This window comes from Chitinophaga polysaccharea (assembly GCF_902150045.1).
Lineage (GTDB): Bacteria > Bacteroidota > Bacteroidia > Chitinophagales > Chitinophagaceae > Chitinophaga > Chitinophaga polysaccharea_A.
Genome location: NZ_CABFVU010000002.1, coordinates 1 through 23,860 on the forward strand (window position 1 = coordinate 1; position 23,860 = coordinate 23,860).

19 protein-coding genes and 1 tRNA gene are annotated in these 23,860 nt (G+C 46.5%); 6 read left to right on the top strand and 14 right to left on the bottom strand.

The features are described 5' to 3' along the window. Positions 1 to 217 precede the first annotated feature (217 nt). The 11 genes from FN124_RS14580 to FN124_RS14630 all read right to left on the bottom strand — a co-directional run bounded on the left by FN124_RS14580 (position 218) and on the right by FN124_RS14630 (position 11,418). A tRNA-Arg gene (locus tag FN124_RS14580) sits at positions 218 to 289 on the bottom strand. Between the two features lie 60 nt (positions 290 to 349). Continuing rightward, positions 350 to 2,164 carry an AMP-dependent synthetase/ligase gene (locus FN124_RS14585; protein ID WP_142685564.1) on the bottom strand — a complete coding sequence of 605 codons (1,815 nt, stop codon included), beginning with the start codon at positions 2,162 to 2,164 and terminating at the stop codon, positions 350 to 352. 28 nt (positions 2,165 to 2,192) lie between these two features. Continuing rightward, positions 2,193 to 2,483, bottom strand: a complete 291-nt coding sequence (locus tag FN124_RS14590) for a 2TM domain-containing protein (RefSeq protein ID WP_142685565.1) — start codon at positions 2,481 to 2,483, stop codon at positions 2,193 to 2,195. An 82-nt stretch (positions 2,484 to 2,565) separates the two neighbouring features. Next, positions 2,566 to 3,231: a YceI family protein gene (locus FN124_RS14595; RefSeq protein ID WP_142685566.1), complete on the bottom strand. Its 666-nt coding sequence runs from the start codon at positions 3,229 to 3,231 to the stop codon at positions 2,566 to 2,568. A gap of 60 nt (positions 3,232 to 3,291) precedes the next feature. Continuing rightward, the gene (gene paaN / locus FN124_RS14600) at positions 3,292 to 4,947 is read right to left on the bottom strand and encodes a phenylacetic acid degradation protein PaaN (protein WP_142685567.1); all 1,656 of its coding nucleotides are present in this window, start codon (positions 4,945 to 4,947) and stop codon (positions 3,292 to 3,294) included. A 94-nt stretch (positions 4,948 to 5,041) separates the two neighbouring features. Then, positions 5,042 to 6,115 carry a tetratricopeptide repeat protein gene (locus tag FN124_RS14605; RefSeq protein WP_185937214.1) on the bottom strand — a complete coding sequence of 358 codons (1,074 nt, stop codon included), beginning with the start codon at positions 6,113 to 6,115 and terminating at the stop codon, positions 5,042 to 5,044. 95 nt (positions 6,116 to 6,210) lie between these two features. After that, entirely contained in the window at positions 6,211 to 7,050 is an 840-nt protein-coding gene (locus tag FN124_RS14610; RefSeq protein ID WP_142685569.1) for a CPBP family glutamic-type intramembrane protease, read from the bottom strand. A gap of 63 nt (positions 7,051 to 7,113) precedes the next feature. After that, a complete protein-coding gene (locus FN124_RS14615) occupies positions 7,114 to 8,358 on the bottom strand; it encodes a DUF1015 domain-containing protein (RefSeq protein WP_142685570.1) in 1,245 nt (414 codons plus the stop codon). Between the two features lie 98 nt (positions 8,359 to 8,456). Continuing rightward, positions 8,457 to 9,527 carry a 3-phosphoserine/phosphohydroxythreonine transaminase gene (serC, locus tag FN124_RS14620; RefSeq protein ID WP_142685571.1) on the bottom strand — a complete coding sequence of 357 codons (1,071 nt, stop codon included), beginning with the start codon at positions 9,525 to 9,527 and terminating at the stop codon, positions 8,457 to 8,459. Positions 9,528 to 9,720: 193 nt separating this feature from the next. After that, positions 9,721 to 10,701 carry a zinc dependent phospholipase C family protein gene (locus FN124_RS14625; protein WP_260607459.1) on the bottom strand — a complete coding sequence of 327 codons (981 nt, stop codon included), beginning with the start codon at positions 10,699 to 10,701 and terminating at the stop codon, positions 9,721 to 9,723. 108 nt (positions 10,702 to 10,809) lie between these two features. After that, positions 10,810 to 11,418: a DUF502 domain-containing protein gene (locus FN124_RS14630; protein ID WP_142685572.1), complete on the bottom strand. Its 609-nt coding sequence runs from the start codon at positions 11,416 to 11,418 to the stop codon at positions 10,810 to 10,812. Positions 11,419 to 11,583: 165 nt separating this feature from the next. Between FN124_RS14630 and FN124_RS14635 the strand changes: the two genes are divergently transcribed. The 6 genes from FN124_RS14635 to FN124_RS31640 all read left to right on the top strand — a co-directional run bounded on the left by FN124_RS14635 (position 11,584) and on the right by FN124_RS31640 (position 21,326). Then, a complete protein-coding gene (locus FN124_RS14635) occupies positions 11,584 to 12,195 on the top strand; it encodes a TetR/AcrR family transcriptional regulator (protein ID WP_142685573.1) in 612 nt (203 codons plus the stop codon). Positions 12,196 to 12,199: 4 nt separating this feature from the next. Continuing rightward, positions 12,200 to 13,558, top strand: coding sequence for a TolC family protein (locus FN124_RS14640; protein WP_142685574.1), 1,359 nt, complete (start codon positions 12,200 to 12,202; stop codon positions 13,556 to 13,558). Positions 13,559 to 13,594: 36 nt separating this feature from the next. Further along, on the top strand, positions 13,595 to 14,716 hold the full coding sequence (locus FN124_RS14645) for an efflux RND transporter periplasmic adaptor subunit (protein ID WP_142685575.1): 1,122 nt from the start codon (positions 13,595 to 13,597) through the stop codon (positions 14,714 to 14,716). A gap of 29 nt (positions 14,717 to 14,745) precedes the next feature. Next, positions 14,746 to 18,303 carry an efflux RND transporter permease subunit gene (locus FN124_RS14650; protein WP_142685576.1) on the top strand — a complete coding sequence of 1,186 codons (3,558 nt, stop codon included), beginning with the start codon at positions 14,746 to 14,748 and terminating at the stop codon, positions 18,301 to 18,303. Positions 18,304 to 18,710: 407 nt separating this feature from the next. After that, positions 18,711 to 19,979 carry a kynureninase gene (kynU, locus tag FN124_RS14655; RefSeq protein WP_142685577.1) on the top strand — a complete coding sequence of 423 codons (1,269 nt, stop codon included), beginning with the start codon at positions 18,711 to 18,713 and terminating at the stop codon, positions 19,977 to 19,979. Positions 19,980 to 19,988: 9 nt separating this feature from the next. Continuing rightward, a complete protein-coding gene (locus FN124_RS31640) occupies positions 19,989 to 21,326 on the top strand; it encodes a 2'-5' RNA ligase family protein (RefSeq protein ID WP_312847228.1) in 1,338 nt (445 codons plus the stop codon). A 103-nt stretch (positions 21,327 to 21,429) separates the two neighbouring features. Here FN124_RS31640 and FN124_RS14670 read toward each other — a convergent pair whose 3' ends face one another. From FN124_RS14670 to FN124_RS14680, 3 genes are all read right to left on the bottom strand, one after another. After that, complete coding sequence (locus FN124_RS14670; RefSeq protein WP_185937215.1) at positions 21,430 to 22,176, bottom strand: head GIN domain-containing protein; 747 nt, start codon at positions 22,174 to 22,176, stop codon at positions 21,430 to 21,432. 174 nt (positions 22,177 to 22,350) lie between these two features. Further along, positions 22,351 to 22,668, bottom strand: a complete 318-nt coding sequence (locus FN124_RS14675; RefSeq protein WP_142685579.1) for a carboxypeptidase-like regulatory domain-containing protein — start codon at positions 22,666 to 22,668, stop codon at positions 22,351 to 22,353. Positions 22,669 to 22,918: 250 nt separating this feature from the next. Continuing rightward, positions 22,919 to 23,659, bottom strand: a complete 741-nt coding sequence (locus FN124_RS14680) for a Bax inhibitor-1/YccA family protein (protein WP_142685580.1) — start codon at positions 23,657 to 23,659, stop codon at positions 22,919 to 22,921. Positions 23,660 to 23,860 lie beyond the last annotated feature (201 nt).

The window sequence follows — 23,860 nt, forward strand, 5'->3', positions numbered from 1 at the left end:
GAATTAGAACCTGTTCCTATTCTCGACATATGTACAGTTGTGCTGTATTAGGTTGCAAGAAGGAAAATACTTTCTATCGCATCAGCAAAGCCCTGAAGGTTATTTATACAAACAATTAGTTAATTTCTCTTTGCCGTTCTTGCCACTGAAATACACGTCCAGTAATGAAAAACGCCCAATTTCAGTAAAACTGAAATTGGGCGAATAAACGTTTTTGTAGCCTCAACAGGGATCGAACCTGTATCTAAAGTTTAGGAAACTTCTATTCTATCCATTGAACTATGAGGCCATCACTTTTTAACCCAAATCCTGGGATCGGGTGGCAAAAGTAAGGGTTTTAAATTAATATTTAAAGACTTTCTATATCTACTTTTCCACCGGCCGGGGCGTAGATGCTGTCGATCTCCTTTTTGAATTTCTCCAGGATCACCTTCCGCTTGGTCTTCAGGGTAGGGGTAAGCTCGCCCCCGTCTACCGTCCATTCATGGGGGAGGAGCAGGTATTTTTTTACCTGTTCAATATGGCTGAAAAACTGGTTGTATTTATCTACCGCCTGTTTGTAGAGGTCCTGTACATCCGGGGTTTTTATCAGCTCCTCATTGGAGGTGGCGTTAATACCCCGCTTTTGCGCCCAGTTACGGAGGTTGCTGAAGGCGGGAACGATGAGTGCTGCTGTGAATTTACGGTCTTCCCCAACAATCATGATCTGTTCAATGTAGGGCGATTCCTTGAATTTGTTTTCGATCGGCTGCGGCGCCACAAATTTGCCGCCGGAGGTTTTAAACAGTTCCTTTTTCCGGTCGGTTATTTTCAGGAATTTATTGTCGATTATAACCCCTATATCACCGGTGTGGAACCAGCCGTCTTTAATGACATCTGCTGTAAGATCGGGACGTTTGTAGTAGCCAATGGTTACATTGGGGCCTTTACAGAGAATTTCCCCGTCTTCCGCAAGCTTAACCTCTACGCCGCTGATAATAGGCCCTACGGTCCCAAACATGCGGTCTTCCACATTGATGCGGTTTACGCTGATCACAGGCGATGTTTCAGTGAGGCCGTAACCTTCCATGATAGGTATACCGCCGGCGGTGAAGATCTTCAGCAGGCGCACCTGGCAGGCGGCGGCGCCGTTTACAACGGCCTGGATATTGCCACCCAGGGCGGCCCGCCATTTACTGAAAACCAGTTTATTGGCCAGTTTGAGCTGAAGGTTGTACCAGGCCCCCTGGTCCTTATTGATTTCGTACCGTTTACCAATGTCTACCGCCCAAAAGAACAGGGCCCTTTTAATGCCTTTGAGCTCCAGGCCGGTAGTCATGATCTTTTCATATACCTTTTCCAGCAGCCGGGGCACGGTGGTAAAGATGGTGGGCTTTACTTCTTTCAGGTTGTCGCCGATGGTTTCCATATTCTCCGCGTAGTAAACCGGTACGCCGGAGCAGAGATACAGGTAGGTGACCATCCTTTCAAATATGTGGTTCAACGGCAGGAAGCTGAGGGCTTTGGCCTCTTTATTAACGGGCAGATAGGGCTGGCAGGCCAGTACGTTGCTCATAATATTATGGTGACTGAGCATTACGCCTTTGGGCGTGCCGGTAGTACCTGAGGTATAAATAATGGTAACCAGTTCTTCCGGGGAAATATTCTTCTTTATCTCGTTAATCTGTTCAAAATCGGCAGTATCGGCCATTTCGGGGATTTCCGACCAGTGGCGCGCGCCTTCTGTTTTATTAAAGGTGAATATTTCGCGGATGGTAGGGAATTTGTCCCTCATGGCGATAACCTTAGCCAGCAGGTCTTTATCGCTTACAAAAAGGATGCGCGCTTCCGCATCATTCAATACATAAGCCAGTTCTGTTTCACTGATGGTTGGGTAAATGGGGGTAAGCACAGCGCCCAGTTGCTGGCATGCCAGGTCGGTAATGATCCATTCCGGCCTGTTGGGTGAAATGATGGCTATTTTATCCTTCTCCTCGTTCTTTTTAATGCCCGGCCTGATGCCCAGTTTGAGCAGGCCGGAACTGAATCTGAGAGTAAGGTCCGCTACTTCCTTTGTACTGTACTTTTTCCATTGCCCGTTTTCTTTGCCCGCCAGCATATCTTCTTTGGGATAATTGGCTAACTGGTAAGAAATCACATCAAATAGTCGTTGCGGTTGGTCCATGCTGCTGTAATTTTGTTTTGGCTAAATATCAGATACGTGTGTGCTGTTTTTGTTCTTTCAGTTTTTCATATTCTTCCAGGGCATTCCCGAAGGAATCTTTGTGATAGGCATTAAAATATTGGAAAGCCAGTGCAATACCCCATCCCAGCGCCGGCCATATGGGCCAGGGAGTACCATGCGTTTTATCACTGTCTGTCAGAAACCATACTGCCCATAGTCCCAGGTTAACCACGAGATAAATGATCAGGTGGGACTTAAATCCAGCCCTGGCTTTTGCGATGCGCCAAAGTCGGTTATCTCTTTCTTGAGTTGTTTCCATGGAAGTAAGTTTTAGGTACTGGTGTTGTACTAAATTTAAGCATTTTATTGGCTTAATGCAGAAAAAAACGGAAAAAACAGGCTTAGCGGTTAGCCCTGATATCGAAGGAGATGTTTACCTGTGAATTGATGAGTTTATCCTGTAAGGATTTATCTGCGCGATAGCTGATACCCCACTGGGTACGGTCTATATTGAAGTTGGCGATTGCCGCAATACTATTGTCTTTGAAGGTTACCCTGGCAGGGAAGGAGATGTTTTTTGTAACGGATTTAAGGGTGAGGTTCCCTTTGATAATATGGGTGGCATTTCTGAGTGTAAGCTCATCGCCATCTGACGGATGAAAAGGAGTTACTTCCGTGATCTCGAAGGTAGCGGCAGGATATTTTTTTACGTCAAAAAACATTTCTCCTTTCAGCTCTGTTTCCAGCTTGCGCTTCATTGCGGAATCAGCTGCCAGGTCAATATCCTGGAGTGAATGCATATTGACGATAAACTGACCGCCGGTAATGAGGCTGTCTTTTACGTATAATGCGCCGCCGGCCAGTTTCAGGGAGCCATGATGCTTACCGGTGGGTTTTGTGCCTATCCATTTCACAACGCTGGCTGCGGTATCCGGAAGATACGCGTTGCCGGTGCCCGCCTGCACGGTTTGTGCATCGGTGATCCTGGCTTTATCGGCTTTAGGCGCCTGTTCACATGCAATGATGCCACAGGCTATTACGAGCATTATACATAAACATCTTTTCATAAATACTTATATACTTTAAAACAAGCGCCCGGTTAGGAAGGGCGCTTGTTGATATATTCCTTATTCCGCCAGTTCCCGGTTGCCTACCCACACAAACCGCTTCACAATAAATTCCTGGTTGGTAAAACTGGCATTACCTGCAGGGTTACCACCGGTAACATGAAAGTCAGAAAAAGCAGCGTGTTGGTTTACCCAGATGAATCCGGTAAGATTAAAAGATACAGGAGTAAAAACGCTGTTCATCTCTTCCATTATTTTTTCTTTGGCAGATGGATCTGTGGTATATGCTCCACAGGTAATGGCACCGTATTTCTGGGCCATCTGTTTGGCCAGCTGTATACTGTGTGCGGTGTCCCTGGTTTTAATGATGAGGATCACCGGGCCGAAAAGTTCTTTTTCATAGATGGAAGTATCGGCGCTGGTCACCTCCACAATAGTGGGGGCACATACCCTGGCGTTGGAGAACTCTTCATTCACTACCGGGGTGCCTTCCAGGATCACTTTACCACCGAGGTGGCGCGCTTCTTTTGCACGGGCCAGGGTGCTGTCGTTTTGTATGGCGCCAAGTGTGCCGGCGCCCATTTTCGGGTGGTTTACCAGGCCCACTACTGCTTCCTTGAATTTTTGCACTACCTCATTGAAGGGTACCTGCCCATTGGCAGTTTTGATGCCTTGTTCGGGGATAAAAAAGTTCTGCGGCGCAGTACACATCTGCCCGGAATATAAGCTCACAGAAAATGCCAGGTTCTGAATAACTGCATCAAGGTCGGTAACACTGTCGAGGATCACTGAGTTAACGCCTGCTTTTTCCGTAAATACCGTTTTGCCCGGTAATGATTCCACGTAGTTGCCAAAGGCGCTGCCGCCTGTATAATCGATCAGTTTCACATCCGGATGCCCGCACAATTCTTTTGCGATCAGGTGGTCGGTGCTGTCGGCTGCCAACTGGCACAAATGGGGATCGTAGCCGTTGTCACGAAGCGATTGCTGAATGGCGCTTACTGCAATGGCAATAGGCAGCACAGCTTTCGGATGTGGCTTCACAATCACCGGGTTGCCGGTGATCAGGTCGGCATATACACCGGGAAGTGTGTTCCACACCGGGAAGGTAGAGCAGCCAATCACTACGCCGGGGCCTTTGGGTATAGGTTTGAAGGTTTTATAAAGTTTAATGCTGGTTTTGCCCATCGGTTTTTCCCAGGTTACGGAGGGCGGATACCGCTGCAGTTCATGATAACCGGTGGCAATCGCTTCCAGGGCACGGTCGCTGGCATGCGGACCGGAAGCCTGAAAGCTCATCATAAAGCTTTGGCCGGTGGTATGCATGGTGGCGTTGGCAATATCAAAGAAGTAGTCCTTTATCCTTTCCAGCGTTTCTGTGAGAATACCGGCTCTTTCTGCCACGGGTACTTTTGCCCAGCCTTTGCCGGCTTCTGTGGCTTTCTTTAACAGGTCGCCCACGGGAAAAACAGGGTAGGTAACGCCCAGCACCTCAAGGGTATAAGGCGACATTTCTTCTCCGCTCCAGCCGGTTTCACCGGTTTGCAGTAACTGTTTGAAGGGCTTTCCCAGCAATTGTTGATAGCTCTGTACGCCTTTTGCATGAGCCTCTTCACCGTAAGCTTTGGGGTGCTCCGGGTATTGCGAATAGAAAGTTCGTTCGTGGTTCGCCTTTACAGCATTGTCGATAATGTTTTGGTGTTTGTTAACGAGCATATTCAGATTTTGAGATTTACAATTTACGGATTTAGTCATTCAGTTGCTACAGCAACTAATTGGCCAAACCGGTAAATCAAAAAATATCTAAATACTAATACCCGGAATTGATCAGCGTAAACCTTCCATCATTGTAATATTCATCAGGTTTCGGCTTTAACGGATTGCTGCGCTGAAATTTCAGGAAAGCATCATAATCAGTTTTGTGTAATCCTACCCACGCCTTGTAGCTGGCCTGGTTGGCACTGGGGCCAAACAGCCACTGGTTATACGATTCAAACATTCCTTCCCGTAACAACCGGCGCTGGTAATCGAAAAGGGCGTATGGATATTTCATACCGTAAAAGTTATACCAGTCCAGCAGGAAACGGGTACGTACCATGATCAGTGCATCAGGGTCTATTCCCCCGGTTACCACACTGATCTGTTTACCCATACAGGCTTTATATGCCTCTACAAATTCGTTACCGCCCTTTCTGCCTTTCTTGTCTTCCGGTAACGCGCTTTCAAACAGGGAAGGATCATTGAATAATTTTTTATAAGATTCCAGTACTATATTTCTGATTTCCGCGGTGCGTGTGGTGAAACTTTCCATATTCATGAAGGTTTCTCCATACAGGATGCACCACAGGGGGTTATTGCTGAAGTCGTATGTTTTAGTGGCATTGTAGTAATTTCCGGGAAACCCTGGATCCTGTTCAATGCCTTTGATCCAGCTGCGAAGCGCCCCGTCGTACATTTTGAAATTCATCAGCAGTGTACCGTTATCATTGTATAGTTCCCCGCTGTTGGGAAATTTTTTGATAGCCCGCTCATACATACGCTGTGCGGTTTTCCATTCTTCCCGTCCCACGTAGATATTCCCGGCAATCTGGAATACCTGTACATCTGCCTCCCTGCTGCTGAGCAACGGTTCAATTACGGTCTTTGCTTTTACCAGGTCGCCTTTCAGGTAGTAAGTAAAACCCAGCTGTTTTTTCAGTTCAAAATTGTCGGGTTCAAGCTGCAATGCCTGGTTCAGCACCAGTATGGCATTGGAATAATCCCCGCTACGAATAAAGCCGGTAGCTGTGTTATACAACTCTTTGGCATCCTGTGCAACTGCAACCTGTGAAAATAAAACTCCCGCAACAAAAAGTGCTTTCAATAAAGAAGACCGTATGTTCATCCCTGTCTGTCGTTTGCTGTAAAAGTAAGGAAAATGGGGTAATGTGCCACCCATCAATCTGTGGGCAGGAAGACAGAAGGAATATCTTATTTATATTATTTTAAATTGTCATTCGAGCCCAGGATGTCTTTATTAAAGAATATAATACCAACCCAGAAAACAAGTATGGCTACGGCCAGCCATATAGTAGCATCAGTACCTTCGGCTATAGCCCGCGCAATGATGGTGTTTTCTGTCCTCCTAAAATTGAGGGCAAACGGAATAATACCAAGCAAGGCATTGGATAGAAAGGTAAATACCAGGCTGCGCGACCGGTAGTAGAGCCATGACAGGAAAGCAGTAACAGGTAGGTAAAGCAGCATACTGGTGGGATAAATATAAGGCGTTACAGCTATGAGTGAAGCTGTGACAACAGAGGTAGTTGGCGGGTACCTTTTTAATAAGCCGTTTAATATAACGCCACGGAAAACAAATTCCTGCATGGCCGGGATCAGCAGAACAAATACCAGGCAGTACATTATTTTGTTATGTATCATATGCCAGCGGCCATCCCAGGTAAAAGAAAGTTCTCTTATAAAGAATCGTAGAAAGATCAGCTGGAAATATAGCGCTGGCACAATAACCAGCAACATCCAGAGGTTATTGCCCCTGGGAATATATAGCGACGGGCCTATTTCGGCGCCATGTGCTTTTTGACGATGAACCACGAGGTAACCGGTTATCAGCAAAAGCGGAAGCGTTACATCCAGCAGGTATGTAGTATAAATCAACTCAAAAGGGATATAGCCACTGAGGTAGTAAAAAGAGAAATGGATAGCATTACTTAACAAGAACAGTACGAGTGCTACTAACCATGCTTGTTTCATAGAAGGATAAGTGGGGATATCCACTTCCTGGATATCCTGGAGCAAATCAGGATTTGGGTGCGTAGGCATAGGTGTAAGGGTTCAGATGATGGGATAGGTGCTGGTTCCCACATAGGTGGGAACCAGGGGTGCTTAAATAATATGTGTAATCAATCCGTCCCGCAGTTTGGGTTCAAACCAGGTGCTTTTCGGTGGCATCACATTCCCGCTGTCGGCAATATCAAACAGTTGCTGGATGGTAACGGGGTAAAGGGCGAATGCTATTTTCATTTCCCCGCTGTCTACCCGTTTCACCAGTTCTTCCAGGCCGCGGATGCCGCCTACAAAATCGATACGTTTATCGGTACGCTGGTCTTTGATGCCGAGCAGTTTGTCCAATACATTATTGGAGAGGATAGTTACATCAAGGATGCCAATCGGATCGGTGGTGTAGGTGCCTTCTTTTGCCACCAGGCGGTACCATTTGCCATCCAGGTACATGCTGAATTCATGCAGCATGGAAGGTTGTTGCGGCAGGTGCCCGATCTCTTCCATGGTGAAGTCGTAGTCCAGTTGGGAAAGCAGGGCTTCCTTACTGAGGCCGTTGAGATCTTTCACTACACGGTTATAATCCAGGATGGCCAGCTGGCTGGCCGGGAAAATGGTAGTGAGAAAATAATTTACGGGGTTATCGACCGAAGTGATCTTTCCTTCTTTTTCAAATCCGGCCCGTACCAGGCTGGCGGAAGCGGCGCGGTGATGGCCGTCTGCAATGTAGGTACATGGTACTTTTTCGGCAAAAAGGGTAGTGATCTCCTGGATGGCTGCCGGGGTATTGATCACCCAAACAGTGTGCTGGATACCATCATCAGCAGTGAAGTCGTATACTGGTTGGTTATGTTCCTGCCAGTGGTCTACCAGTGCGTTTATTTCCGGCACATCGTTATAAGCAAGGAATACGTTGCCGGTTTGTGCTTTGGTGGTTTTGATATGATTGATACGGTCCAGTTCTTTATCGGGCCGGGTAAACTCATGTTTTTTAATGATGCCGTTATCATAGTCTGATATAGAGGAAACGCATACCAGGCCGGTTTGTGAGCGGCCGTTCATCACCAGCTTATAGATATAATAGGCGGCCTGTGGTTCCAGGAAAAGGGTGCCTTCCTGTACCATCCGGTGCAGGTTTTCTGCGGCTTTATCATATACGGGCTGGCTGTGGGTATCTGTTCCTTCCGGCAGATCTATTTCAGATTTTGAAACATGATAATATGAATAAGGGTTACCGGATGCCGCTGCCTTAGCTTCTTCCGAGCTGAGTACGTCGTAGGGCCTTGCAGCTACTTTTGCTGCCAGATCTGCTGCTGGCCTTAATCCATTAAACGGTTTTATAATAGCCATGATGTAGATATGTGTGAGTGGTAAATGTAATAATAAAAAAAATACGGAGTTGCAGACGGGGGGATGTCTGCAACTCCGTATTTAATTCAGGATATTTTTTATGCCTTTTTCAGGGAGAAGTATTTCATGGCTTCCACCATTACTTCTACGCTTTCGTATGGCAATGCGTTATACATAGATACGCGGAACCCACCGGAGAGACGGTGTCCTTTGATACCAACAATGTCTTCTTTTTTACAGAATTTCAGGAACTCTTCCTCCATTTCCGGTTTATCCATGATAAAGCAGGCATTCATTTTACTACGGTCTTCTTTTACAACGGTGCCGCGGAACAGCGGGTTGTGATCAATTTCGTCGTAGAGTAATGCGGCTTTTTTCTCATTGATCTTTTCAATGGCAGGAATGCCGCCCTGTTCTTTAAGCCACCGGAGGGTTAGCATAGAGATGTATACGGCAAAAACGGGAGGGGTATTCAGCATGGAACCATTTTCGATATGGTTCCTGTAATCCAGTATAGCCGGTATTTTGCGTGTTACCTTGCCCAGTATGCTTTTCCGTACAGCTACCATGGTAGCGCCGGCGGCGCCCATATTTTTCTGTACACCGGCATAAATCAGCGAGTACTTGTTAAAGTCCATGCTGCGGCTCATGATATCACTGCTCATGTCTGCTACCAGGGGAACGTCGGTAACAGGCGTCATTTGCCACTGCGTACCATAAATGGTATTGTTGGTGGTAATGTGCAGATAGCTTGCCTGTGGCGGGATGGTAAACTGTTTGGGAATGTGATTGTAGTTGCTTTCTTTGGAGCTCGCCACAACGTCGGTGAAGCCAAACAATTTTGCTTCTTTGATGGCCTTGTTGGACCATACTCCGGTATCCACATAAGCGGCGGAATCGCTGCTTTCCAGCAGGTTCATCGGCACCTGCATAAACTGCGTGGTGGCGCCGCCATGTAAAAAGAGTACTTCAAAGTCGTCATCAAGCTGCATCAGTTCCCTCACCAGGTTACGCGCCTCGTCCATTACCGCTACAAACGGTTGTGTTCTGTGGCCAATTTCCAGTATAGACATCCCCGACCCCTCAAAGTCGATCAGAGCTTTACTGGCCTTGTACAATACCTCGTTGGGTAATACAGAAGGACCTGCGTTAAAATTATGCACCTTCATGTTGCGATTCAGATTAAATTCATTTTTTGATCTTTCCACTTTGTTTTGGTTTTTCTAAGGAAACGGAAAAAAAACGGCACGGGTATTTTAAAACCAGTAAGGCGCGTGGTGTAGGACAGGCTAAAAGATGGTATGGGCAAAGATAAAATTTCTTTTCTAATTATTAAGTAATACCACAAATATTTTAACCGGGCTACTCTTCTCTCACCTTCAGCTTACCTTGCAGCCATTCTCGCTGCAGCTGTTCCATCTCCGGCAGTTCCTCCGGGGTAAGGGCTGTATGGGCCAGTTCCTGCAACGAGGGCTGCCCTGCATTTACCCAGGCGGTATACCAGGCGGCTGCCACAGCCGCTATCGCATTTTTCATCCTTCGTTCTACCATGTCGCCCATGGAAAGCGCGTATGCTTTCGTATAGTCTTCTGCGTAAGTACGAATTAATACCCCGTTCCGGTTTTCATATCCGTAACGTCTTCCTGGAGGGAACTGTTCACTTAACCGTTTTTCGCAGGCCAGCACTGTATCTGCGGCCATTCCGCTTACCCTGATAATATTCCAGATATACTTTCGGGGCTCGGAGATATAAGCTGCTTTTCCTGCCCAGTAATCGAAGGTCTGGTCGGCCAGCAATTCGGGGATGCGGGATTCCCACAGGCCATGGATTCCCTGCTGGCCGGTAAACTGGCCGTTGTGGTTGGAGCAAACATGTAAGGGCACATGTGCATCCGCTATATAATGACCCATTTCAGCAGAAAGCCGCAGGATGCGGCGGGCGTCTTTTTCCCGGAAAGCGGCAGTGAGCATGGCCAGCATCTTTTCAAGATGCCAGGGTAAAATGCCATTCCTGTTGAGCGAGTCGGCACCGTATTTTGCTACCGCATCCGCCCAGTTGCGGGGGATCTGGGCGTAGGGCGGCTTGTCGAACAGATCAATGTCGATATAATGCCGGGCGCCTTCTGCAGCCACGGCATAACGGCGCTTGTCCGGATCCGTGGCATGTGCTGTGATGTACTCCAGGTGCGGTTTATAGAAGATCATCATTTCAGGCGGCAGGCAAAACACTGCCAGCCGGTTGATCCGCTGGTGCGCAAAAAAGCCCCATGCATAAACGGTTACACTGGAAAACAGGAAAATGGTAATGAACGCGGGAATCCGCAGGCTGGTGTGGGTTAACATGTCGCTATATTTTTTGGGAAGACGAATATAGCGAAAAAAAGAATGCTGATATTTTATCTCCAGGGATAAAAAAATATCAACATTGTTGCAGCAAATGTTTTTGTCAGGTCATATATGAGTAACCCCACCGCTTACGGCAAATTTCATAGCCTCCCCGGCGGAAACGTTGGTGAGCGGTTTAACCCTTTCCTTTGGCACCATAAACACCTTACCGGTAATGGCATAGGCGTGCGGCACATATACGGCCATGTATCCCTCCAGGCCCAGGTTGCTCACATCGGTTTGCGTAATGAACCCCATCTCCCAAACATCTACCCCGTAAATCTGTACCAGCACCGGGTGATCAAATTTTTTCTTCTCCCCTACAAACGCATCAAATACATCTTTGATAGAGGTATAAATATATTTAATAAAGGGTGTGCGTTCCAGGAGATGATCAAATAAATCAAAGATCCGCCCTATGATAAAGGAGGAGCTCAGGTAACCTACCACGATGATCAGCAGCAGCACCAGGGCAAATCCCACCCCCTTATACTTGAGGAAATTAAACGAGGCATCTTCCGGGATCAGCTCCTTCGGAATAATATTATCTATAGTGATAAACGCCCAGTACAAGGTAAGCGCAGTAATACCAATGGGCGCCAGTATGAGCAGTCCCTGAAAGAAGTAACGCAGCAATCTTGATGCAAATACTTTTAATCTAAGCTTTGGCGACATGGTTTGTGATTAGGGCTGCAAATTAGACAATAAACCTTAAAGCAGGAAGTAAGGGCCCGTTAATTGAATGTTGCCACATTTAAAAAAATAGTACTGGAAACTTTGGAAGTTTGTAAAGTTTCCATAGTTTTGTTCTGCATTACTACAGGGTTAACGCCGCAATTTATGGAAGTACAGGAACGCATTATGGACACGGCTTTCAGCCTTTTCCGTCAGTTTGGTACCCGCTCCATTACAATGGATGACATTGCTGAGAGGATGGGTATCTCGAAGAAAACGCTTTATGCTCACTTCACTGACAAGGACGATATGGTTTGTCAGACCATCGGCCGGTTCATAAATATCGTTACGGAAGATTGTATGGAAGACCGGAAAAAATCGAAAGACGCCATTGAAGAATTATTCCTGGTAATGGATATGCTGGACCGCCGCCTGCGCAATATGAACCCGGTCATTGTCCTGGATCTGCAGAAATTCCATTCCAAAGCCTACCAGCTGTTCCTCGATTACCAGAATAATACCCTGGCCACTATGATCCGGGAAAACATGGAAAGAGGTATCAGCGAAGGAGTATACCGGCCCGATATCGACATTAAAATACTGACACAGTACCGCATTCACGGATGTATGATCTGTTTCCAGCCGGAAGTGTTCCCCGCCGCCAATGATATGAACAAAGTGCAGAAGGTGTTGCTGGAGAATTTTTTATATGGAGTGGCATCTGTAAAAGGATACCAGCTTATTGAAGAATATAAACAACTATCGCAAAATAAATAACACTATGCTATCAATCAAAAGGCTCACCAGTATGGCTTTTATGGTGTGGTTGCTGAACCTGGCCATTACTGCCGGCGCCCAGCAGCAGGTTTCGCCTGAACCCATCCGTTTGTCTGCCAAAGAAGCGGTCGACTTTGCCCTGGCCAATCAGAGCACAGTTAAAACCGCTAAACTGGACGAACTCATCCAGCTGGCGAAGAACAAGGAGGTTAGCGGCCTGGCACTACCCAACATTGCCGGTACCGGTTCTTACCAGTACAACCCGATCACCCAGAAACAGATGTTTAACATGAGGAACTTTGGTCTCCCCAAAGATTCCTTTACTGTTGTTTCCTTCCAGCTGCCGCATAACCTCCTTGGCGAAGTAAAACTTACACAGGTGATCTTCGACCCAAGTGTGCTGGTAGCATTGCAGGCGCGCAAAACCCTGGAAGACCTGGTATCCCAACAGGTGCGGAAAGCGGAAATAGATGTGAAATCCAGCGTGTACAAAGCCTATTACAATGTACTGTCTGCCAACAAAGCGCTCCAGATCCTCAGTGAAAACATCACCTCCCTGGAAAGGATCCTCAATGAAACCAAAGAAATCTATAAAAACGGTCTTGTTGAAAAACTGGATGTAGATCGCCTGGTGGTGCAATACACCAACCTGCAAACAGAGCAAACAAAACTCCGCAACCTGATTGAACTTGGCACTGCTTCGCTCAAATACCAGATGGGCATGCCATTGAAACAGCAGATAACGTTAACGGATACACTCTCTACAGAGAAGATCGTGGCAGATGTACTGGATATGGACAAATTCGATTATTCACAACGTATCGAATACCAGTTGCTGCAATCACAAAAGAAAGCGAATGAATATGATCTGAAAAGATATAAGCTGAAAGGTTTGCCTTCCCTGCAATTGTTCGGTTCTACCGGCGCGCTCAGGGGAAGTGATAAATTTGATTACTTCCAGAACCAGATGTGGTACGGTTATGTAAACACAGGACTGAACCTCTCTGTTCCCATCTTCACCGGGATGCAGCGCAAGCGGCAGGTAGACCAGGCGTGGCTGGCAGTAAAGAAAAGTGAAGTAGCCATTGAAGATGCAAAGCTGGGCATCGACCTGGAAAGAGAACAGTCGTATTCCACGTTTAAGAATAACGTGCTTACACTGGAGGCGCAGGAGAAAAACATGGAACTGGCGCAGGACGTATATCATACCACCCAGATCAAATACAGAGAGGGCGTAGGTTCCAGCCTGGAAATGACTACAGCGGAAAACGACCTGCTCACTGCACAGAATAATTATTTCACTGCATTGTTTAACGCTATTGTAGCAAAAGTAGACCTGCTGAAATCATACGGCAAATTATAAGCTTCATTATTTCTATCACCATTCACTACTAACTATATGACCAAAAAATATGCTTTCCTGATCCCTGCAATCACACTGGTGCTCGCTGCCTGCGGTGGTGGAGGAAATAAATCCGAACAGCTGGAAAAGCTCAAACAGGAGAAAGTAAAATATAATGAGGAGATCGATAAGAAGATAGCAGCACTGGAAAAAGAAGTGGGAGTAAAAGATACGCTGCAGAAAATGAAGGATGTTACGGTAACAGCAATTACCGATACCATATTTCAACATTATATAGATGTGCAGGGAAGTGTAGACGCCCGCGAAAACGTAAACGTTTCCGCCCGTGTGCCCGGTGTCATCACCAGTATCCTGGTAAGAGAAGGGCAGGCCGTAAGGCAGGGTCAGACCCTGGCCCAGGTAGATGACCAGGTACTAAGGGCCAATATGGCTGAACTACGTACCCAGCTTGAACTGGCCAACACGCTGTTTGAAAAGCAGAAGAACCTGTGGTCACAGAAAATTGGTTCTGAAGTACAATACCTGAATGCAAAGAACCAGAAAGAAAGCCTGGAAAAAAAGATGGCTACCCTGCAGGACCAACAGGCGCAAACCCGCATTATTGCCCCAATCAGCGGTACTGTAGATGCGGTGATCGCCAAAGTGGGAGATAATGCCGCCCCCGGCGCGCCAGCCTTCCGCGTGGTAAACGCCAACAACCTGAAGGTAACCGCCAATGTTGCAGAAGCTTATGCCGGCTTGCTGAAATCAGGCGATGAAGTGATCCTGTCTTTCCCGGATATTAACCGTGAAATACGCAGCACTATTGGTTTTGCTTCCAGGACCATTGATCCGCTGAGCCGTACCATCAAAATTGAAGTGCCGCTGAAACCGGATGCAGGACTGCGTCCCAACATGATTGCACGTATCAGGATCGTAGACTATACCGCCAAAAATGCAGTGGTGATCCCTGTAAGCGTGATCCAGTATACTTCAGGAAAACCTTACGTAATGGTAGCGCAAAACGCCAACGGTAAAATGGTGGCACAGCGCAAAACAATAGATCTGGGCCGTACATACAACGATAAGGCTGAAGTCAGGAGTGGCCTGGCATCAGGTGATAAAGTAATCACTACCGGTTTTCAGGGGTTGAATGATAACGACCTGATTAAATTATAAAGCTGATTCAAACAGCCAAAACCAAGCGTATGCAAGATAATCTTCATAAAGAATTTAAGCCTACCAGCTGGTCCATTGATAATAAGGTGAGCGTATATGTGGCTACCATTATCATTGCATTTGCAGGTATACTTTCTTATATCAACCTGCCCAAGGAGCAGTTTCCGGAAGTAGTGTTCCCGCAGTTCTATATCAATACCATCAATGCCGGTACTTCCCCGGAAGATATGGAAACAACGGTCACTAAACCGATAGAAAAACAACTGAACGGCATCTCCGGTGTGAAGAAGATCAAGAGCACTTCCATGCAGGATTTCTCTGCCATCACCATTGAGTTCAATGCCAATGAAGACATTGAAGCCGCGCGTCAGCAGGTGCGGGAAAAAGTGGACGATGCAAAGAAAGATCTTCCGCAGGACCTCACCCAGGAGCCGCAGATCGTGAAGATAGATGTGTCGCAGATCCCTATCATGAACGTGAACCTTTCCGGCGACTTTGACCTGCAAACCCTGAAGAGGTATGCAGATGATATGAAAGACCGGATTGAAGCGCTGAATGAAATTACCCGTGTAGACCTGGTAGGGGAGCTGGAACGGGAAATCCAGATCAACGTGGACAAATACAAGATGGACGCTGCCAAGATCAGCTTTGACGATATCATCGGCGCTATCCAGGGAGAAAATATTACGATCTCCGGTGGTCTTGTTGCTATGGATGGCCAGAAGCGTACCCTCAGCGTAAAAGGAGAATACAAGGACCCTTCAAGGATAGGAAACATTATTGTACGCGGACAGTCGGGCGCCACGGTGTACCTGAAAGATATTGCCAACGTGGTAGATGGTTTCCTGGAACAGGAAAGCTATGCGCGCCTTGGCGGTAAAAATGTAATCACGCTGAACGTCATCAAGCAGAGTGGTAAAAACCTCATTGATGCATCTGATAAGATCCAGGCCATTACAAAGGATATGAAGGAAAATTATTTTCCTAAGGGACTGGATGTAACTATCACCGCGGATCAGTCGAAATCCACACGTGTAACGCTGCATGACCTGATCAACACCATTATCATCGGCTTCCTGCTGGTAACCGTTATCCTCATGTTTTTCATGGGAGCAGTGAACGCGATCTTCGTGGCGTTGTCTGTACCTATCTCCATGTTCATCGCGTTTTTGCTGATGCCCGTGTATGGGTTTACGTTAAACATGATGGTGTTGTTCTCCTTCCTGCTGGCATTGGGTATTGTGGTAGATGATGCCATTGTGGTGATAGAAAACGTGCACCGTATCTATAATGAGCGAAAGGACCTGGGCATTGTGAAGGCGGCTAAAATAGCCGCGGGGGAAGTGTTCCTGCCGGTATTTTCCGGTACGCTTACGGTACTGGCGCCGTTTGTGCCGCTGTTGTTCTGGCCTGGTGTGATCGGTAAGTTCATGTTTTACCTGCCGGTAACCCTGATCACAACGCTGGGTGCTTCCCTGGTGGTGGCCTATATCATTAACCCGGTGTTTGCCGTGGATTTTATGGACAGGCATGAAGGGGAGAATCATCCGAAGCCTAAGTTTGATAAGAAATTCAGCATCCTTTCCGGTGTATTTGCGCTTATAGCCCTGATAGGCTATGCCAATGGCAGTATGGGAGTAGGTAATTTTGTAGTATTCCTTTACCTGATGATCGTACTGGAGCGTTTCTGGTTAGGTGGCGTGGCACGCCGCTTCCAGCATGGGTTCTGGCCAAAGGTACAGGAGCGTTATAAACGTATATTACAGTGGTGCCTGCTGGGATGGCGCCCGGTATGGATTATAGTAGCCACATTTGGATTGCTGATCTTCAGTATCATGTTAACGGCTATACGAAATCCAAAGGTGGTATTCTTCCCCCAGGCAGATCCCAATTTCATTTATACTTATATAGAACTGCCTAACGGTACCGACCAGAAGTATACCGATTCTATCACCAACCTGGTGGAAAAGCGTATTACAAAAGTGGTGGGAGATAAGAACCCGATTGTAGAGTCTATTATCTCCAACGTGGCTAAGGGCGCGGGTGATCCTTCACAGATGGACCTCAGCGTGCAGCCGCAGAAAGGTAAAGTGACGGTTGCTTTCGTGGAGTTTGGTGCAAGGAACGGGCAGTCGACCGTACAATATCTCGATAAGATCCGCGAAGCGGTAAAAGGTATCCCGGGTACAAATATTACGGTAGAGCAGGAGCAGGGGGGTCCGCCAACCGGTAAGCCCATTAACATTGAAATATCAGGCGACAATTTTGATGAGCTCACCAGTACGTCGTTCAGGCTTAAACGTTACCTCGATTCCCTGCAGATTGCCGGTGTGGAAGAGCTGAAGAGCGATTTCGAAGACAACAAACCGGAGATCGTGGTGAATATAGACAGGGAGAGGGCGAATGCAGAGGGCATTTCTACCCGTCAGATAGGTATGGCACTCCGTACAGCGCTGTTTGGATTTGAAGCCTCCAAGATCCGTGATGCAAAAGATGAGTATAAGATTATGATAAGACTGAATGAGGATCAGCGGAATAATATCAATAACCTAATGAACCTCAACCTGGTGTACAGGGATATGAACATGGGTGGGGCGATAAGGCAGGTACCGTTGTCGGCCGTAGCGGATATTCATTATTCCAATACTTATGCAGGTATCCGGCGTATTGACCAGAAGCGTGTAATTACCCTGTATTCCAACATTTTAACCGGTGCGAATGCCAATGAGGTAGTGCAGCATATTGAAACATCGCTGAAGGATTTCACGCATCCGAACTCTGTGACAATAAAAATGACCGGTGAGCAGGAAGACCAGCAGGAAACCATGAACTTCCTGGTGATGGCGATGCTGGGTGCATTTGGGCTGATCCTGATGATTATGGTAACCCAGTTCAATTCCATTGGCCGTCCGATGATCATCTTTATGGAGATCCTGTTCAGTATTATAGGCGTGTTCCTGGGCTTCTCCATCTTTAAAATGGATATTTCCATTGTAATGACGGGGGTAGGTATTATGGCCCTGGCAGGTATTGTGGTGCGTAACGGTATTGTACTGGTTGAGTTTACGGATCTGCTGATCCAGCAGAATACGCCGGTATATGAAGCGGTAGTGGAGGCGGGCCGTACCCGTATGACCCCGGTAATACTGACTGCCATTGCTGCTATCCTGGGGCTTATCCCGTTGGCAGTGGGCTTTAATATTGATTTTGCCGCCCTGTTCAGTGAGTTCAAGCCGCATATTTTCTTTGGAGGAGATAACGTGGCCTTCTGGGGGCCGCTGGCCTGGACAATGGTATACGGGCTGATCTTCGCTACCTTCCTGACCCTGGTGCTGGTGCCGGTGATGTATGCCATGAACAAGCGCTCCATAGATGTGCTGGACAGGTTTAACATGCCCCGCTGGCTGAAATATGTGCCTTTCCTGGTATTGATCCTCAAGGCTGTATTCATGAAACGGGAGGAGGTAAGGAAATTGCATGATCCGAAATATTTGTCGCCCAAGCCATATAATTTCTTCCCACAGCCGGAGGCCGATGAGGAGCCGGTATTAGGGAAGAAAAAGGTAGAGGGGATTTCTGTGAATTAAACTTTTTTTCAATACAGTGTAACAGTTGTAGGTTAACAGTCTCCGTCCCGATTCTTCGGGACGGATTTTTTTTGTATATTACACCCGGAAAGATTTTTTTTCTTTCATTAACAAATTTTAACATTTGGAATGAGTGGCATTTGAAAAGCCTTTATTACTTTTGACCCCTCAGACAGTTGTTGACACGTTACTAGCCATATACAGCCTTAGCCTTATATGCCATATGATAAAGTAAGAGAGAATATAATATAAAACTAAGACGCCTGTTTTGAACAGTTAGGCCATTTTGCCTGTAATAATAATCAGTATAAGCAGAGAAAAGAGAAATAAGATAATCAGCACAGCTTTCTTGACAACAGCAGTACCGCCATTAAAAGAATAGTAATAAGGCGTAAGATTGGAAGACCATGGAGTATGTAGCATCATTAGCATTTGCTAAGGAGAAGGACCAACAGGATACCTTAAATAAATTCAGAGATCAGTTTTATTTTCCACAACGTAACGGAAAGGATGCTATTTATTTATGTGGTAACTCGCTCGGATTACAGCCCAAAAATGTGAAAAAGGCGATAGAACAGGAATTGGCGGATTGGCAGCAGTGTGCAGTGGAAGGATATTGGTCGGCTAAAAATCCCTGGTTATATTATCAGCAATATTGCAGTAAGCCTTTAACAGGTATATTGGGTGCGAGCCAGCAGGAGCTGACAGTGATGAATACCTTAACGGTGAACCTGCATCTGATGATGTTAAGTTTCTACAGGCCAAACAAAGTGCGGTTTAAAGTGTTAATGGAGGCAGGAGCATTTCCCAGTGACCAATATGCCGTTGAAACCCAGGTAAAGTTACATGGATACGATCCGGAGAGTGCAATCATAGAAGTTTCCCCGCGACCCGGAGAATATTTGATAAGATTAGAAGATATTTTGGAGATTATTAACCGAGAAAGTGATAGCTTAGCACTGGTTTTGTTTGGAGGTATAAATTATTATACCGGACAGTTTTTTGATATACCCGCTATAGCAGCAGCTGCACATAAAGCAGGCGCTTACGCAGGTTTCGACCTGGCACACGTAGCAGGAAATATACCGGTAGAGTTGCACAATTGGGAAGTAGATTTTGCCGTTTGGTGCTCATATAAGTACCTGAATGGCGGACCCGGCGCAGTAGGAGGCGCATTTGTGCATGAGAAACACGCCAGCAACCGTGATTTTTTAAGATTAGGAGGCTGGTGGGGCAATGAAGAGAGTGCACGTTTTAAAATGGGAAAAGGGTTTGTGCCTAAAAAAGAAGCTGAAGGATGGCAACAGAGCACCGCTCAGGTGTTTAACATGGTTAGCCTGAAAGCATCCCTGGAATTATTTGAAGCGGCCGGTATCGGCGCTTTACGTAGCAAAAGTGAAGGAATGACCAATTATCTTGAATTTCTTTTGCAACAGTTAAAAGGCATAAATTTCCAGATTATAACACCGAAAAATTGTAATGAACGTGGCGCTCAGTTATCTTTGTTGTTCCTAGACAAAGGTAAAGAGATACATCAACGGATGACCGATGCCGGTATAATCGTTGACTGGAGAGAGCCCGGGGTTATCAGGGTATCACCGGCACCCTTATATAACTCCTATCAGGACGTATTTCATTTTTATGAAATCATAGCTAATATTGCTTCAAACGCTTAATTAAGTAAGATGACTTTTGAGAGAAACGAACGCCCCCGCAGGCCTTATTCTTCTGATACCAACAAAGAGAATGATCCCAATAAGGAGAAAGGCGATGACAAACCCAATTTAAATAACGAGCGGGAAGGCGGCAAACCCGACTACAACAGTGGTGGCTCAGAAGGGCGCACTGGTTACAATCGAGAAGGCGGATATCGTCCGCGTACAGACTACAATCGTGACGGCGGAGGCTACAACCGTGAAGGTGGTGGCTATGATCGCGGCGGTGGTGGTGGCTACAACCGTGATGGTGGTGGCAGCAATTACAACCGTGATGGCGCAGGTGGCGGCTACAACGGTGGGGGTGGATACGACCGCGGTGGCGGTGGTGGCTACAATCGCGGTGGTGGTGGTTACGGCGGCGGTGGATACGATCGCGGCGGCGGTGGCGGAGGCTACAACCGTGGCGGTGGTGGATACGATCGCAGTGGCGGCGGCGGTGGTTATGATCGCGGCAGCGGTGGCGGATACGACCGCAGTGGCGGTGGTGGATACGACCGTGGCAGTGGTGGCGGATACGATCGCGGCGGTGGTTACAACCGTGGCGGTGGCGGCGGTGGATACGATCGCGGTGGCGGTGGATACAACCGTGGCGGTGGCGGCGGTGGTTACGATCGCGGCGGTGGCGGCGGTGGTTACAACCGTGGCGGCGGTGGTGGTGGTTACAACCGCGGCGGTGGCGGCGGTGGTTACAATCGCGGCGGCGGCGCACCAAGACAAGGGGGAAGACCTCAGCGCTTTGAGCCAAAACCAGACAATAAAATATACTTTATCGCACTGCTGCCAACTGCAGAAGTAGGTAAAGAAATTATAAAGATCAAGCAGGAATTTGCAGAACAATACGGACCAATGTACGCATTGAAAGTATTACCGCATATCACCCTGCAGGTTCCTTTCACTGCTGATCCGGCACTGGAAAAAGCTTTCTGTGACGAACTGACGGAATTTGCCAAAACACAGGCTCCTTTCGAAGTTTCCCTGAAAGGCTTTGGTACTTTCCCGAATAAACAGAACCGTGTACTGTTCATCAACGTGGAAAAAAGTGAAACCATGTCTGCTATGCACCGTCAGCTGATCAACTTCCTGCGTAAGGAATTTGGCTTCAGCACCATGCTGGCACGTACAGGATTTACTCCACACGTTACCGTGGCATTTAAAGATCTGGAAGATGAGCAATTCAACAAGGCATGGCCTGAATATGAAAACAAGGAGTATGAGGCTACATTTAAAGTAAATAACCTCTACTTCCTCCGTCACAACGGTAAATCATGGGAAGTGCTGCAGAAATGCAAATTAGGCGGCGCCTGATAAAGGATCCCCTTAAAATAATGAAGGCCTCCGCAATTGCGGGGGCCTTCTCGTTTTAAACACAGACAGTATAACAGTGTAGGTTACACGAAGTTTGGATCATTTACTGCTTTACCACCCTGCCCGAGCCTTTTACATCTGCTACCACTTTCGCCTCACCGGTATAAAAAATATTCCCGCTGCCGTAGATCCTGGCGTCCAGGTTTTTTCTTACATACACGCCATGCTCACCGGAACCGCGGATGGTAATATGCGCCTGCTGCACCTCCAGGTTCATCGCCGCAATATTGCCGCTACCATTGATTTCACTGTTCAGCGAACCTGCAAATCCCCGGAGCTTAATGTTGCCGGAACCATTGATGGAGGCGTTCAGGTTGGCAGCATCCAATACCAGGGCTGCATCGCCACTGCCATTGATCTCATACTTGAATAAGGAGGTATGTATGGTATCCTGATTATCTAAGGATCCCGAACCATCGAACTTTATACGTTGAAAAAGAGGGTTGTGCACATATATTTTCATTGGCTGGTGATTGCGGATATTGACCCGGTTTTTTACCCGGATAAATAAAGTATTGCTGCGTATACCTGTTTCTATCGACCCGATAATATTATCCTCTGCCTTTATTTCTACTTTTGAATTGTTTTCCTGCAACAGGTGTACCTCAAATGCCCCGGATATTTCCACATCTGTGAAAGGGCCGGTACTGCGGGTTTCCGTTACCACATTGCCGGAGCCGGAAATACGCTCTTTTGTACAACCGGATAAAATAATGCTGAAGATGGCAATCATCAGCAGCAACCATCCAATACTCAAACTTGTATACGTTATAATAAACTGCTTTTTCATAAACATCATTTTAAAAAAGGAAGTACTTTAAGAAATGACGTTTAGAGAAACATTTACCCCTACATGGCAGAAAAGATTATGTTTAAAAAGGGTATAAATGAAAGAAGCCGGCCGTACAGACGTACGGAACCGGCTTTTTGATTAACCCCTATGAAAACAAACTATTGCTCTTGTTTAATGTTCTAATTTAATTTCTCCTAAATCAGTGGATTTTCCATCATCCACTTTAACATCTGTAACAGTTGCAGGCTTATATGGTGCTTTCGCTCCTATAATAACGGTGTATGCTCCGGGTTTAGCATTCTGAAAATTAAATGCGCCATCAGTAACAGGCGATGTTAAGGTGTCAGTTCCCTGGATGGCCCACGCTTCGGTGGCTCCTTCTGCCGGTGTTACTTTACCTGCTATGGTTCCGCCATCGGCGCCTTTAAAGGCGAATGCTCCAAACGCTACAGCTGCAAGTGCTAACATGCTTACTTTTATCTTCTTCATAGCTTACAATTTTAAACGGTTTAACAATAAAGGTTACATGGTAAGTAAATGTGTTAGCATTTTTTTTCACTGTTTTAAGATGTAAAAGAACTTGTTGTTATAACCCGATTTTGCAATTACGATGCCATAATATTTTGAGCCCCGGCATTTAACATATCTTTTGGAAGACATTAACAAAAACGAAAAAGCGCATTTAAAAAAAGCCGTCACAGTAAATGTGACGGCCTTTTAAAGATATTATCGCTCTCGCTTATCTCCTGTTTAACTTACTCATAAGACGGAGTATTTCCAGGTATAACCAAACGAGGGTAACCATCAGTCCGAAAGACGCATACCACTCAAAGTATTTGGGAGCGCCCTGCAAAGCACCCTGTTCTATCATGTCAAAATCCATGATCAGGTTCAGGGCTGCAATAGCTACCACCACCAGGGAAAATATAATTCCAAAGGTGCCACTGCTGTGGATCAGCGGCATTTCAATGTTAAACATGCGCAGTACGATGGCGATCAGGTAAAAGATACCAATACCCAGGGTAGCCGTCATCACAATTGATTTAAAACGCTCGGTTGCCCGGATAACACCTGTGCGGTACAGGATCAGCATGGCGATAAAAGTACCAAACGTTAAGCCTACTGATTGCATTACAATGCCCGGCCATTTTGCTTCAAACATGGCGGAAATAGCTCCCAGGAACAAACCTTCTGCTATAGCGTATGCGGGGGCCAGGTAGGCCGACCATTCTTTTTTGAAAATGATGACCAATGCCAGTATAAATCCGCCTATAGCCCCACCAAATGCCAATGGCAACACACTGCCGCTATTCCTGTAAAATTCTCCCCATGAAAAAACGGCTGCTGCCATTAACATCAGGAGCATAAAAGACATTTTATTCACCGTACCACGGATCGTCATGGTTTCCCCTGCAATGTGAGGCGCTTTATCAAATACACTTTGCTTTAGTACAGGGTTGTTCGATTGAAAGAGTGCCATAAAGTATAGTTTAAATTTAATGGCTTAAAAATACGACTTGATTTGATACCAGTAGCAGTTATCCTGCTCAAAACGGGTAAAATTAGCATTTCTATAACCATAACTTCCCGTTATCAGCCATAACTATAAGTAATGGGAATGCTTTATTCCGGCAAGAATAGTCTACTAAAGTTGTGTACTTTTGTGGTCGGATCGGGAATA

What these genes read in the sequence shown, in the direction of transcription:
- FN124_RS14585 (WP_142685564.1), bottom strand. Translation starts at nt 2,164, where the DNA reads ATGGACCAACCGCAACGACTATTTGATGTGATTTCTTACCAGTTAGCC.
- FN124_RS14590 (WP_142685565.1), bottom strand. Translation starts at nt 2,483, where the DNA reads ATGGAAACAACTCAAGAAAGAGATAACCGACTTTGGCGCATCGCAAAA.
- FN124_RS14595 (WP_142685566.1), bottom strand. Translation starts at nt 3,231, where the DNA reads ATGAAAAGATGTTTATGTATAATGCTCGTAATAGCCTGTGGCATCATT.
- paaN (WP_142685567.1), bottom strand. Translation starts at nt 4,947, where the DNA reads ATGCTCGTTAACAAACACCAAAACATTATCGACAATGCTGTAAAGGCG.
- FN124_RS14605 (WP_185937214.1), bottom strand. Translation starts at nt 6,115, where the DNA reads ATGAACATACGGTCTTCTTTATTGAAAGCACTTTTTGTTGCGGGAGTT.
- FN124_RS14610 (WP_142685569.1), bottom strand. Translation starts at nt 7,050, where the DNA reads ATGCCTACGCACCCAAATCCTGATTTGCTCCAGGATATCCAGGAAGTG.
- FN124_RS14615 (WP_142685570.1), bottom strand. Translation starts at nt 8,358, where the DNA reads ATGGCTATTATAAAACCGTTTAATGGATTAAGGCCAGCAGCAGATCTG.
- serC (WP_142685571.1), bottom strand. Translation starts at nt 9,527, where the DNA reads ATGAAGGTGCATAATTTTAACGCAGGTCCTTCTGTATTACCCAACGAG.
- FN124_RS14625 (WP_260607459.1), bottom strand. Translation starts at nt 10,701, where the DNA reads ATGTTAACCCACACCAGCCTGCGGATTCCCGCGTTCATTACCATTTTC.
- FN124_RS14630 (WP_142685572.1), bottom strand. Translation starts at nt 11,418, where the DNA reads ATGTCGCCAAAGCTTAGATTAAAAGTATTTGCATCAAGATTGCTGCGT.
- FN124_RS14635 (WP_142685573.1), top strand. Translation starts at nt 11,584, where the DNA reads ATGGAAGTACAGGAACGCATTATGGACACGGCTTTCAGCCTTTTCCGT.
- FN124_RS14640 (WP_142685574.1), top strand. Translation starts at nt 12,200, where the DNA reads ATGCTATCAATCAAAAGGCTCACCAGTATGGCTTTTATGGTGTGGTTG.
- FN124_RS14645 (WP_142685575.1), top strand. Translation starts at nt 13,595, where the DNA reads ATGACCAAAAAATATGCTTTCCTGATCCCTGCAATCACACTGGTGCTC.
- FN124_RS14650 (WP_142685576.1), top strand. Translation starts at nt 14,746, where the DNA reads ATGCAAGATAATCTTCATAAAGAATTTAAGCCTACCAGCTGGTCCATT.
- kynU (WP_142685577.1), top strand. Translation starts at nt 18,711, where the DNA reads ATGGAGTATGTAGCATCATTAGCATTTGCTAAGGAGAAGGACCAACAG.
- FN124_RS31640 (WP_312847228.1), top strand. Translation starts at nt 19,989, where the DNA reads ATGACTTTTGAGAGAAACGAACGCCCCCGCAGGCCTTATTCTTCTGAT.
- FN124_RS14670 (WP_185937215.1), bottom strand. Translation starts at nt 22,176, where the DNA reads ATGAAAAAGCAGTTTATTATAACGTATACAAGTTTGAGTATTGGATGG.
- FN124_RS14675 (WP_142685579.1), bottom strand. Translation starts at nt 22,668, where the DNA reads ATGAAGAAGATAAAAGTAAGCATGTTAGCACTTGCAGCTGTAGCGTTT.
- FN124_RS14680 (WP_142685580.1), bottom strand. Translation starts at nt 23,659, where the DNA reads ATGGCACTCTTTCAATCGAACAACCCTGTACTAAAGCAAAGTGTATTT.